Annotated in this window: 11 protein-coding genes; 2 read left to right on the forward strand and 9 right to left on the reverse strand. The window is 41.5% G+C overall.

From position 1 onward, the window contains the following. Positions 1 to 43 precede the first annotated feature (43 nt). Positions 44 to 1,717, forward strand: coding sequence for a sodium/sugar symporter (locus tag J3P43_RS04645; RefSeq protein ID WP_255899652.1), 1,674 nt, complete (start codon positions 44 to 46; stop codon positions 1,715 to 1,717). Between the two features lie 69 nt (positions 1,718 to 1,786). On the opposite strand, the gene J3P43_RS04650 is transcribed toward J3P43_RS04645, so the two are convergent. Continuing rightward, positions 1,787 to 2,227 carry a hypothetical protein gene (locus J3P43_RS04650; RefSeq protein ID WP_255899655.1) on the reverse strand — a complete coding sequence of 147 codons (441 nt, stop codon included), beginning with the start codon at positions 2,225 to 2,227 and terminating at the stop codon, positions 1,787 to 1,789. A 167-nt stretch (positions 2,228 to 2,394) separates the two neighbouring features. Beyond that, entirely contained in the window at positions 2,395 to 2,787 is a 393-nt protein-coding gene (locus J3P43_RS04655; protein ID WP_255899658.1) for a rhodanese-like domain-containing protein, read from the reverse strand. A gap of 297 nt (positions 2,788 to 3,084) precedes the next feature. Between J3P43_RS04655 and J3P43_RS04660 the strand changes: the two genes are divergently transcribed. Next, complete coding sequence (locus J3P43_RS04660; protein WP_255899661.1) at positions 3,085 to 4,818, forward strand: cellulase family glycosylhydrolase; 1,734 nt, start codon at positions 3,085 to 3,087, stop codon at positions 4,816 to 4,818. Positions 4,819 to 4,864: 46 nt separating this feature from the next. On the opposite strand, the gene J3P43_RS04665 is transcribed toward J3P43_RS04660, so the two are convergent. The 7 genes from J3P43_RS04665 to J3P43_RS04695 all read right to left on the reverse strand — a co-directional run bounded on the left by J3P43_RS04665 (position 4,865) and on the right by J3P43_RS04695 (position 13,029). Then, positions 4,865 to 6,373: a carbon-nitrogen hydrolase family protein gene (locus J3P43_RS04665; RefSeq protein ID WP_255899664.1), complete on the reverse strand. Its 1,509-nt coding sequence runs from the start codon at positions 6,371 to 6,373 to the stop codon at positions 4,865 to 4,867. A 109-nt stretch (positions 6,374 to 6,482) separates the two neighbouring features. Then, on the reverse strand, positions 6,483 to 7,856 hold the full coding sequence (locus J3P43_RS04670; RefSeq protein WP_255899667.1) for an alpha/beta hydrolase family protein: 1,374 nt from the start codon (positions 7,854 to 7,856) through the stop codon (positions 6,483 to 6,485). A gap of 93 nt (positions 7,857 to 7,949) precedes the next feature. Then, complete coding sequence (locus J3P43_RS04675) at positions 7,950 to 9,245, reverse strand: sensor histidine kinase (RefSeq protein WP_255899670.1); 1,296 nt, start codon at positions 9,243 to 9,245, stop codon at positions 7,950 to 7,952. Next, the gene (locus tag J3P43_RS04680) at positions 9,229 to 10,410 is read right to left on the reverse strand and encodes a sigma-54-dependent transcriptional regulator (RefSeq protein ID WP_255899673.1); all 1,182 of its coding nucleotides are present in this window, start codon (positions 10,408 to 10,410) and stop codon (positions 9,229 to 9,231) included. Before J3P43_RS04680 ends, J3P43_RS04675 begins: the two co-directional genes overlap by 17 nt. Next, complete coding sequence (locus J3P43_RS04685; RefSeq protein WP_255899676.1) at positions 10,394 to 10,603, reverse strand: response regulator; 210 nt, start codon at positions 10,601 to 10,603, stop codon at positions 10,394 to 10,396. The genes J3P43_RS04680 and J3P43_RS04685 overlap by 17 nt, the downstream gene beginning before the upstream one ends. A 9-nt stretch (positions 10,604 to 10,612) precedes the next feature. Further along, complete coding sequence (locus J3P43_RS04690; RefSeq protein WP_255899679.1) at positions 10,613 to 11,758, reverse strand: ABC transporter permease; 1,146 nt, start codon at positions 11,756 to 11,758, stop codon at positions 10,613 to 10,615. A 17-nt stretch (positions 11,759 to 11,775) separates the two neighbouring features. Further along, entirely contained in the window at positions 11,776 to 13,029 is a 1,254-nt protein-coding gene (locus J3P43_RS04695) for an ABC transporter permease (protein WP_255899681.1), read from the reverse strand. Positions 13,030 to 13,132 lie beyond the last annotated feature (103 nt).

Here is a 13,132-nt window from a genome sequence, read left to right on the forward strand (position 1 = left end):
TGCATAAAGCTTTAATAATCAAAAAGTAATAACCTAACCAAATATGAATACACTAGACACGAAAGATTACATTGTTTTTTTAATTTACTTTGTTATAGTGGCAGGCTACGGCTTGTACATCTATAATAAGAAGAAATCTGAAAGCAGTGGCTCTAAAGATTATTTCCTTGCCGAAGGTTCTTTAACCTGGTGGGCAATCGGAGCATCCCTTATCGCTTCAAACATTTCTGCCGAACAATTCATCGGAATGAGCGGCTCCGGATTCAAAATGGGTCTGGCTATTGCTACTTACGAATTAATGGCCGCTATCACCTTAGTGATTGTTGCCGTTTTCTTCATTCCGGTATATCTCAAGAACAAGATCTTTACTATGCCTCAGTTCCTGCACCAGCGCTATAATGGCACGGTTGCAATGATTATGGCCGTTTTCTGGTTGTTGTTGTACGTTGTTGTAAATTTAACCTCGATCCTTTATCTGGGTGCACTGGCAATTAACAGTATTTCCGGACTTGATTTAACCATGTGTATGTATGCACTGGCTATCTTCTCTATTGTGATCACTTTAGGTGGCATGAAGGTAATTGGTTATACAGATGTTATCCAGGTATTCTTCCTGATTCTGGGAGGTTTAGCCACTACTTACCTTGCATTAAACCTGGTTGCAGAGCATTACGGAGAAGTTGGAGTGTTGAAGGGGTATAGCTTAATGACTACTAAAGCGGCCGATCACTTCGATATGATCTTCGACCAAAGCAATCCTAATTTTATCGATTTACCCGGACTAACGCTTTTAGTTGGTGGTATGTGGATTGTGAATCTAAACTATTGGGGATGTAACCAGTACATCACTCAACGTGCATTAGGCGCGGATTTGGAAACAGCACGCGGTGGTATATTATTCGCGGCTTTCTTGAAATTGTTAATGCCGGTTATAGTGGTATTACCTGGTATTGCGGCTTATGTATTATACAGAGAAGGCGCTGGAAGTTTCCAAACCGACATGATGCATGATGGTGAGCTTAACCCTGACAGAGCATATCCTGTTCTTCTTAACTTGCTTCCTACAGGATTGAAAGGTTTATCATTTGCGGCCCTTACAGCTGCAGTTGTGGCATCTTTAGCCGGTAAAGCAAATAGTATTGCAACCATCTTTACTTTGGATGTTTATAAAAAATTATTCAATGAAAATGCCAGCGAGAAAAACCTTGTAAACACAGGTAAGATCACCGTTATCGTTTCTATGATACTTGCTGTAATCATTGCACCGCATCTTGGTATCGACAAAAAGGGGGGGTTCCAATATATTCAGGAATATACCGGCTTCGTGTCGCCCGGTATTTTTGCGATGTTTATTCTAGGTTTCTTCTGGAAAAAAACTACTTCAAACGCGGCGTTGTTTGCAACTATAGGTGGTTTTGCAATGTCATTAATACTCAAGTTCCTGCCGGGATGGACCGATTTATCCTTCCTTGAGCCAGCAGGCTTCGCGGTGGCTGTAAACGGAGTTTACGAAATTCCTTTCCTTGATCGTATGGGATTTGTATTTATATTCTGTATCATCGGTATGTACATCATCAGTATGATTGAGAACAGCAAAGGCTTACGTCCAACTGGTTTGGAAGTGGACACTACCATGTTCAAAACTACTACCGGTTTTGCAGTAGGATCTCTGATAATTATTGGTTTACTGGTAGCGATCTACGGGATCTACTGGTAGGAAGATAACTTTCAAAGGAAAGCCTTCTCCCAAACGGGGAAGGCTTTCTTCGTTTCTGTAGTTTTTTTATTATTTAGCCAGCACTTCGCCTGTAATCCATAAAGGTCCTTTACAGTCATCGTTCACAAATTGCGATAGCATTTTTTCTGAACTGGAACCCAGAGCGGTTACCTGTCCTCCGCTAAGTTTAATTGTATCGCCCACCCTTGCGACTATAATCCCTTTCTTATTTAGTATGTTAACCTTAGCCTCCTTTGTTTGCATCGAAAAACCATATGGCCATACAATAAGGTTTTCTCCTACTTTCAAACATTTCTCCTCCAGTTTTAATGGCCCCGATAACCAGGCTTGCATCGATGCTTTTGCCGGCGTTTTTTGTACGGGGAAGAATGGGACGGAAAAAGACGACTTAAACAGACTTTTACTATTGTTGGGGTGTGTAAAGATAATCAGACATATAACAGTGATGATTCCCAGTCCAATCACCGAATTCTTTTGATTCTCACTCATCTAATGCGAATATAGGAGTAAACGTATTTTCCCTTCAATTCATTACACGCTTGTCTATACTTGCAATAAAAAATCTCAAATGTTTGCAGGACTGGTTTGTGCTCGGGCTCGGACGGACCTTGAAACCCGGCATGCAGTCGGTAAGCAACAGGGGTTAGAACGTGTTATTAGCAGGCACAGCTGAGTTCCTGGCCGGCGCTGGATTCTGTTCCTTCGGTTGCATAACCATCTAACTTCCACCATTCGATGCCGCCTATAAGTTCTTTTACTTTAAAGCCCAGTTTGCTCATGTTAAGTGCCCCTTTTGTAGACGCGTTGCATCCTATTCCGTCACAATACACTACGTAAATAAAATCTCTGTTCAAAAGCCTGGTTGTTTCCTCATTCATTTCGCGGTGCGGGATATTAATGGCGGCAGGGATATGTTCAGACTCAAAAGCAAAAGCTTTCCTTGCATCCAGGGCCAGGATTTTTTCTCCGTTGTTAAGGGCTTCAAACAGATCAGAAGGATCCATTTCAAATGCGAGTTTGTTTTCGTAAAAAGTAATCTGGGCGGTCATCTGATATTTATATTGATGTATCGTAAAGTTACATGACAAATTGCTTCCAGAAAAATAATTCCTCATCTACTATAGTGCATTGTTAGAATCTTTAAAGCTGATACTTGGGCATTTTTTTTCTACAAAATACCCAGCGCAATACTTCTCGAAGGTATTACCCACTTCCAAAGCTTACATTTTCTCCTTACAACATTTGTAGCCCCATTTAGAAACAATTTGGTACCCGTTACGACTACCAAAATATTTATTTTTGTTCGTAAACCGTTCAAATAAACTGCTACACCAAAGCTACTTACAATGAAAAGACTGATTTCTGTTTTTTGCCTGTTAATTATACTTTCATCGTGTAAAAAAGACAAGCCGGATAGTATAAATACGCTCACTGTAAGTTCAAATCAGGTAGCTTTTGGCGAACAAGGGGGAAGCATAGACATTGCCATCCAAACTAACGCCGGCTCCTGGAATATTAGTAACCCGGCTACCGAATGGCTAAATCTTTCTGCAACAAGCGGAGCAGGAAGCAATACATCGGTTACCATTACTGTAAGCTCGAAAACGCTTACGGCCAGAACCGCTACGCTTGTACTTACTGCTGGTGATGCCCAGCCCGTTCAGATAACTGTGTCGCAGGCTGCTTCAGGACACCTTTATGCCGTGGAGGCGGATTTTAGCAACATTAGTTTTGATAAAACAGGTGGCTCGAAATCATTGAAAATCACAACCGATGCTGTAAAATGGGAGCTAAGTGCGGGAACTGCCGACTGGCTACAGTTTAGTCAGACGACCGGCAATACCGGAATCACCACTATTACTGTAACTGCCCTGGCAAATGCGGGTAGCGCCAGAACCGGAACCATAAGTCTGGCCGCCACAAACGCTGCGACGGTTCAAATTTCAGTATCGCAAGACGGTACTTTGTACCCCAGTTATAACACTTCGGCCCTGCCGGCAGATGCCACCGGTATGAGCAGTACAGCCTCTCAAATCGCAGCAAAGATCAAATTGGGATGGAATATTGGAAACTCACTGGAAGCCACCGGCAGTGAGACTGCATGGGGTAATCCGCGTGTTACAAGAGAGTTAATTCAGTTGGTAAAGCAAAGCGGCTTTAATGCGATAAGGATTCCTTGTTCCTGGAACCAGTATATGGAAAATACAGCAACTGCAAAGATCAAGGCTGATTGGCTGAACCGGGTTAAAGAGGTAGTTCAGTATTGTGTGGACAACGACATGTACGTGCTGTTAAATATCCATTGGGATGGCGGATGGCTCGAAAACAACGTTACCCCCGAAAAGCAGTTTGCGAACAACGCTAAACAAAAAGCATTTTGGGAGCAAATAGCCACCCACCTTAGAAATTTCGATGAGCATTTACTGCTGGCGAGCGCCAATGAACCGAATGTTGAAAATGCCAGCCAAATGGCGGTACTTCAGTCTTATCATCAAACTTTTGTTGATGCTGTTCGCTCTACGGGGGGTAGAAACAGCCATCGAGTGTTAGTAGTTCAAGGTCCGTCTACAGATGTGGAGAAAACAAACACCCTGATGTCTACGCTGCCAACTGATCAAATCCAGAATAAGATGATGGTGGAAGTTCATTATTACACTCCCTATCAATTCGCCTTGATGACAGAAGATGCCGGCTGGGGCAAAATGTTTTATTACTGGGGCAAAAACTTTCATTCTACAACAGATATACAACGTAATTCAACATGGGGTGAAGAATCTACCGTGGATGCGATGATGGGGCTAATGAAAGCCAAATTTGTGGACAAAGGGATTCCCGTAATACTGGGTGAATATGCTGTTGGACGCCGTACTTCTTTAACAGGCAGTAATCTTACCCTTCATCTGGCCTCCAGAGCCTATTATTTAAAATATGTTACCCAGCAGGCTAAGGCAAATGGTATTATCCCTTTCTACTGGGACGCCGGCGGCATAGGAAATAATGGTTCAGGCCTGTTCGACCGAAGTAAAAATATGGTGTTTGACCAACAGGCTCTGGATGCGTTGATTGATGGCGCAAAGTAGATTTTAAAGAATCCCGTCGTGACTTATACAAGTTAAAAGGGTCCGGCTATTTTAACAGCCGGACTTCATAAAGGTCTTTTCGCCTGTCTTTCAAAATTTTAACAGTGCCAAAGTGGTGCAACTCGTCAAGCAAGTGCAGGTCTACATCAACCACAAGCATCATCTCGGTATTTGGCGTGGTTTCAGCTTTGACGGCATTGGTGGGAAATGCAAAATCAGACGGGGTAAACACAGCCGACTGAGCGAACTGGATATCCATGTTATTTACTTTTGGCAGATTTCCAACGCAGCCCGCTATTGCTACATAACATTCGTTCTCAATAGCCCGTGCCTGGGCGCAATGCCGTACTCTGGTATATCCGTTTTGTGTATCCGTTAAAAAGGGTACAAATAAAATCTGCATTCCCTGGTCTGCATAAATTCTGCTTAGCTCAGGAAATTCAACATCATAGCAAATGAGGATGCCTATCTTTCCGCAATCGGTGTCGAATACCTGAATCTTATCGCCACCAACCATTCCATAGTATTTTTGCTCATTTGGGGTTATGTGAATCTTTCTATACTCCTCCGTTTTGCCTGTCCGGTGGCATAAGTAGGTGGCATTATAGAGTTTGCCATTGTCCAGAATTGGCATGCTTCCGGAGATAATGTTGACATTATAGGAAACAGCATACTCGTGAATTTTCAAAACGATCTCTTCCGTCAGTTCCGCAAGTTTCCGCATCGCCTCCATTTCTGGCAAGTGATTATACGGCTGCAACAAAGGCGTATTAAATAGTTCAGGGAACAGAATGAAATCCGATTTATAGCCGCTCACCGCATCTACAAAAAATTCTACCTGCTCGTAAAATGTTTCCATGTCTGGGAAAAGACGCATTTGCCATTGCACGAGGCCGATGCGGATCGTTTTTGCCGAACGTGCAGAGGCGTCTATTCCCTGGTAATAGATATTATTCCACTCAATAAGCGTAGCGAAGTCTTTTGATTCGTGATCGCCGGGAAGATAGTTTTTAAGTACTTTTCTAACGTGGAAGTCATTCGAAAGCTGAAAAGTTAACGTCGGGTCATACAATTCCTTCGCCTTTACCCTATCGATATACTCCCTTGGGCTCATGGTATCGGCATGGGCGTGATAACCGGGGATTCTACCGCCAGCTACAATGCTTTTGAGGTTAAGCGTCTCGCACAATTCTTTTCTTGCTTCATAGAGTCTCCGGCCAAGCCTTAAGCCTCTGTATTCTGGCGACACAAAGATTTCTATGCCATATAACGTGTCGCCGGTTGGATCATGGGTAGAAAAAGTGTATTCTCCCGTGATTAATTTATAAGTATGTTTATCGCCGTATTCGTCATAATCTACAATGATAGATAGCGAACAAGCCACCACCTTATTATCAACTGCAATACATAATTGGCCTTCCGGGAAGAGTTTAAGCAATTTCGCAATGGTTTGCTTGCTCCAGATCTGCCCGCCGAGCGTATCATATGCCTGCAGCATTGATTCTTTCAGGTCTTCATAATCCGCCAGTGTAAGCTTTCTCGTTTCGATATTCATAATACAATTCTACTCTTTAATGAACACATAAGAGCTAAAAAAGTATTGTCAATAACGAAATTAGTATAACAGGTGCTGATGTGGGGGCAAACTAACTTTACCGAAGATGTTAATTTTTATTTGTCTGACTGATAATCCAGCGTGTCATTTCATTTAATACAGCCGGCGAGAATGTTTCTTCGATCTCTCCATATTCGGTTGTTAAGCAGGTTCTGCATTGTTGAAACAGGTGATTTAACGTTGCATATTCTTTAATAGTCACTTTCTCGTTCCCACCTACAGCCAGTGCATTTTTTATTCCGGCAAGGTTCTCCTGAGCGGGAACTTGTAAGTCTTTCTCCCCATTTAAAGCTAATACCGGGATTTTAACTTTTTTTAATACCGGGATTGGATCATACCTAAGTAAACCTACCATCCATGGATTAACCAATTGCCGGGTGATGTCGTTTATTTGATTCTCCGGAACTTGATTGCCTAGCTGAGTTTTGAAGTAAGCACTAATTTTAGTGGAGAGTGTTGAATCATTAACCGAAGATTTCAAGATAATCTCATAAGCACCTTTAAATAATTTCTGGCTCTGCAGAATTGCTGTTTCGGGAATTCCCATTTGCTGCTCTATTCTTTCTTTTTGCAGAAGCATTAAGTCAGATCCTCGCATCCCGGGCCCAGCCAGCAACACTATAAAGTTTACATCGGGAGATTTTACTGCCACTTGAGGCGCAATGATACCACCTTCGCTGTGACCTATTAAACCTATTTTCTGTTTGTCTATTTCTTTTCTTGTTTTTAAATAGGCAACAGCGCTTTCCACATCGGATATAAAGTCTGCAATTGTTGCTTTTTGAAAGTCTCCCTGAGATTTTGCGAATCCACGATCATCGTATCTGAGCACTGCTATCCCATTCTTTGTAAGATGATCAGCTATTACCAGAAATGGTTTATGTCCAAACAACTCTTCGTCTCTATTTTGAGGGCCGCTTCCGGAAATAAGGATCACAGCGGGATAGTTTCCCTCTTTCCGGGGTAGCGTTAAAGTTCCAGCCAGCGAAATATTGGCTTTGGTGTTTTTAAATATAATTTCTTCTGAATGGTAAGAATAAGGCATGATGGGATCTTGTGGTCTTTTGTTTGCCTGTAGTTCTCCTTTTGATAATTCCAATGGAAACTCGTGTCCTGCCTGTTTAAAAGTTCCCTTTAGAATATTGCCACTTAATACGCCATTATATTCTATTTGGGCACTTACAATCTCCAGTCGTAATTTAGAATCTTCAAAAGTTGTTGTAGTTACAGGAATACCCCTGGCTCCCTGATCAGGGCTATCCATAGTTGAAGTAAAGCCTGCTCCGGTTTTATTTATATTGAAGACGATCCTTAGTTGGCTTGCGCCGAATTTTAGTGCTCCGTTCCACCGACCGGTAATATCTTGTCCATGGGTGGAAATTATACTGAGGAGCATAATTATAAAAGTGGCTGTTGTTTTCATGGTTTTGTGATTAGAGCTGATATGCAGCAGGTACTAAGTAATGCAAATGTGTTTAAACGACAAATATTTCATAAAGATCCGAAAGAATCTAACTTACCCGAAAAAGATCTTGAACTCCGTCCAGTGCGCATCGCTTTCCAAAGAAAAGCGGAGGTTGTGGTTATATAATATTTCCCTGGTAAGCATTAATCCAATTCCCTGCCCATTCTTCTTGGTGCTAAAGAAAGGAGAGAATAATTGATCACTTACTTCTTTTGAAATACCAGAGCCGGTATTAGAGATTGTAATAATCCCGGCACCACTTGATACGTTTACGCTGACCTTGCCGGCGTTTTCAACCGCCTCGATAGCATTTTTAAAAATATTGATAAACACCTGTTCCATTTGCTGGTAATCTACAGCGAAATAAAACTCACCCGATTCAAGCTCCCACACCCATTCCACATCTTTTATTTTAGCCGCGGGTTCCATCAGGATTTGAACGGAACGAAGTAGAGAGACAAGGTCGGTTTCAAGCTTCGTTGGTTCGGGTACTTTAATTACTTTCGAAAAGTTAGACATTACGTCGCTCAAATTTGTATTCCTTTTAATGGAAACAGATAAGGCATTAGCATAATCGTTCCGGTCATCGTCTACCAATTGATCTTTATAATTAAGGCAGCTATTTAAAATCGAATTGATGGCACCAATCGAATTATTTACCTCATGCGACATCATCTTGATTACCTTCTCATAAGCGTTCTTTTCTTTGAGATAAATCTCTCTGGTTAATTCTTCTATGGTGATGAAAGCTCTTTGGTAACCTTTATCAATGAAAATGGCTTTATGGCATTTATAAGATTTAATCCCGTTAAGGTTGATTACTCTTGAAGCGTTAAGCTCCAGTGAGACAATCTCCTGGGATAATTTCCCTTCAAGGTCTTCCAATCGCTTTCCCGAAACATTTTGTTGCTGGCCGATGATCTGGGCCGCAACTGGATTTACAGAAGTAATATGCCCTTTAAAGTCTAGAATTATAATCCCGGAAGGGGACGCCTCGATCAACTTCTCGAGGAAACTGCTTTTTTCAATTTGTTGTAATCGTTCACTCCTTAACTGATCAATCATGAGATTGTATACCGAGATTAGTTCATCCATTTCCTGGTGTCCAACCGTATTTAACTTGGAGCTGAAATCTTTGTCTTTCAAGGATTCGATCCCTGAAGATATAATATCAAAGGGGCGACTGATTGATCTGTAAAGCCAGAAGGAAGTGATCAGGGAAATCATGATCAATGCTTCTGCTATAAAAAATGAGTTCCTGTTTTCAGCATAAAGCCCCACCGCCAGGTAAATAAAAACCGCGTGGATCACTAGGCTAAATAGCAGGAACTTAGTTTTGAGTTTCATAGGGGATATTATATTTTTCAAGCTTTCTGTATAAAGTACCCCTGCTTAACCCCAATGCTTTTGCCACCCTGCTAATGTTGTTTTGATGGAAGACCATGGCATTTTTAATCATTGATAATTCCATTTCGTCGATGGAAAGCGTGCCAACCGGGAGGCCGGAAGAAAGATTTGCAGCTTGCCGCTGTTCAAGATGCTGCTCAAAATCTTTCACTTCGAGTGTGTCCTTTTCGCTCAATAAAACTGCGCGCTCAACGAGGTTTTTAAGTTCGCGAATGTTCCCCGGTAGGGGAAGATATTTTAACCAGTTAGACGCTTTTGTGTCAATTTTCAGATTTGGACGATCATAAATTTCTTTCAGGTTTTTGAGAAAGTAGTTTGCTAATAACGGAATATCGTCAGCCCTTTCCCGGAGAGGCGGGAGGCGAACGATAATTAAGTTAATACGATAATAAAGATCCTCACGGAATTGATTTTCGGCAACCATCGCTTTGAGATTCCGGTTTGTTGCGCAAACCACACGTACGTCTACAGTTTTGCTTCGGCTGTCACCCAAAACTTCGTAGGTCCTATCTTGTAAAACTCTGAGCAGTTTTACCTGGCTGTTTAGATCCAGATCGCCAATTTCGTCCAGGAAGATAGTTCCCTTGTTGGCCAATTCAAATCGGCCCACTCTGTCGTTTCTGGCATCAGTAAACGCACCCCGTTTATGGCCAAACATCTCACTTTCAAATAAGCTCGATGAAATCCCGCCCAGGTTTACCTTTACAAAGGCTTTGTGACTACGATTACTGTTATTGTGGATTGCTTCTGCAATCAGTTCTTTCCCTGTTCCGCTTTCGCCCATTATCAGCAACGAAGCGTCAGTTTTGCTTACTCTGGCGATGGTTTGCAAGATCTCGATCAACTGCGGATCCTCACCCACGATATTTTCAAAGCCATACTTTTCATTTAGCTTTTTGCGGGTTAATGTGCCTGGGCTTTCAGGTTCGTCTGATAAGTTTAAAGCAGTTTTTAGGGCCTGCATCAGGTGTTCATTATTCCAGGGTTTATTGATAAAGTCGGATGCTCCTCCTTTCATTCCTTCGACAGCTAAATTGATAGAACCCCAGCCCGTCATTAGGATCACTGGTAAGGAAGGTTTTCTCTTTTTAATCTGTTGAAGCATCTCTAATCCAATCTTTACCGGTTGTATCCATCGAAAAATTCATATCGAGTAACACAGCTTCGATTGGTTTTTCCGCAAGGTGTTTTAAAGCTTCATCCTGGTTTTCGGCAGTAACGGATTTAAAGCCTCCCTGTTTTAAAAGGAGGCTTAATGAGGTGCGTACTGCTATATCATCGTCAATAATTAAAATCATATTCAATAACTAATCTTCATGCAGGGCTGTTGCAGGTTGAACTTTAGCTGCTTTTAAACTTGGATAAAGAGCGCAGCTTAACATCAATAAATATAAGAATAGAGCAGACAGAATAAGGCTCAAAGGTCCGTAATAACCTTCCATGTACGATCCGAAATACTGCATTATTAGTAATTGGGTTGCAATTAACACTCCCGGCACAATGCCTAAGGTAGTAAGAACCATTGTTTCTCCGAGAAACTGCTTTAAGATGGCGCTTGAGCTTGCACCCATGGCTACACGCAAACCAACCTCCGCTTTTCGTTTTGACAGGTTGTAGGTGAATACTCCTGAAACTCCTAAGAATACATTTAGTACTAAGAATGCAAAAACAATTAATGCAACGCTTAGCTGGATATAATCAAGCTTGTGGGCATATTTCTTCAACCAGATTAAAGGCTGATTTCTAGAGATTTTAAATTCAACAGGAAAGTTTAATTCTTTTCTGATCTTGGCATCAAGTGAGAGGAAGTCTGTATTATCCCGGGTTTTAAGTACAAACCTCGATACTGTTTTATCATCTGCTAACCGTTTGAAAAAGCCAGGTTGCACATCTGCGGAAGTGTTTTCCTTAAACGATTTTGAAACACCTATGATCACTGCCTGAGTCTCCCCAAAACTGAATGTCTGACCCAGAGGGCTGGAACTTCCAAACTCACGCTCGGCCAGGTCTTTTGTAATTACCACCGGAAGTTTAGCCGCTCCATTATCTTTTGACGAAAACCACCGACCTTCCAGTAGCTTGATATCCAAAGCTTTTTGATAATTATCATCGACCTCAAAAGACATCGCCTTTGAAACTTGATTTTTATACTTTACATCTTCTTCTTTACCCCAGCGGTAAAAGGGAATAGCTTGTGCCACACTTACCGTTTCAATCTCCTTTACGGAGGTTAGTTTTTGTTTAACAGCGTCAATAAGCTCTGCCTTTTGTGCCTCTGTTGCGTTCGGGAACTCCATTTCAAGCACCCATGCATTTTCATAAACATAACCCAGAGGTTTAAAGTAGTTACTGAATTTTTTAAGGTTTAGCCCGATAAAAAGAAACAGGGCCAAAAAGGATACAAAGAGTTGAAGTAAAAGGAAAGAGTTTTTCCCTTTTCTTTTCCATATCATTTTAAAAAGGTGCGAGATCATAAGTTGTTTCCTCCTCTTAAGGCTTTTATAACATTTAAACGCGATATTTTCCAGGCAGGATAAACTCCCGATAATAGACCGAACAACAGGCAGCTGAACAGGCTGGATGCAAACACTCTCCAGCTCAATATAAGAGACCCCTCGGGGATTTTAAATAAGGGATCGAAAGAATTTATTACAACAACTAAGAGTTGTGAAGCATAAATTGCTAGTCCTAAGCCCACGAGGCCCCCTACCAAAGTAATAATGATGTTCTCAATAACTAACTGATTAATTACTGCCCTCGAAGTAGCGCCAAAAGATTTCCTGATGCCAATTTCTTCGGCCCGCTCGCCAATGCGGCTTAAGTTTAAGTTGATCAGACTGATAGCTGGAATCAGCATAAAGAGTATTAGTACCACGATTAGAGCGATGGCAGTTTTTCCATACTCGGGTTCATCATCTCTAAAAGAACTGCTTTTCGAAAATTGCTCAAGAGCAGTGAATGCATATGCTTTTACGGAGTCGACTCCCGAAACATGGTTTCTTATTTTTCGCATACGGCCTCTAAGCTCAGTCCTAACTTTTTTTAAGTCCGAAGTTTTTGCCAGGAGCATAGCACAATATGAACCGCTGATTTCGTTGGGTTTACTGTAAACCGAAGTGTCTGTGGTTAAGGGTAAATAAATATCAGCGTATGCTTTGCTATATCCAACTGCAGGTTCAACCACTCCGATCACTTTGTAACTATTGCCGTAAACCGCGATGCTTTTGCCTACAGCTTGCTGATCGTTAAAGAAATACTCTTTGGCCTTTTCGGTAATTACAGCAACTCTTGCTCCTGTTTTAACTTCTGTTTGGTGAAAAGGCTTTCCTTCTAAGAAATCAAAAGTCATAATCTTCCAGAAGTTTTCGTCTGTAAGCTTGAGATGATGCCCTTGAAGTCTCCCATTTACATCCGACACATAGCTTATGTCAGTAAAGGCCGATACATATTCAGTGCTTTCGAGTCCGGCAACATATTTTTCGATAAATGGATAACTTGGTGCAGACGCTGTCTCTTTACCCGCCTTATACATCGAAACTTTATCGAAAATCAGGGTTCTATTGCGATTCACTTCTGTTGCATTGGCTCCAATTACTGAATCGATGAACGAAGCGAATACAGTGACCATCATTATGGTGAAACTTATTCCGATTAGACTGAGCGCCGTGTAATACTTCTTTCGAAGCATTACTTTAAAGGCGATTTTTATATAATTTTTCATCATATTTTTATTGTTTTTTAATGGAGATGAAGCTATCATGGGTATTCCATTTCTGTTTTGAGTGGCATACTCATGATGGTTTTAACATGATTTTTCAGTTTGATCT

Origin of the sequence: Paradesertivirga mongoliensis (assembly GCF_024436395.1) — a bacterium.
GTDB lineage: Bacteria > Bacteroidota > Bacteroidia > Sphingobacteriales > Sphingobacteriaceae > Paradesertivirga > Paradesertivirga mongoliensis.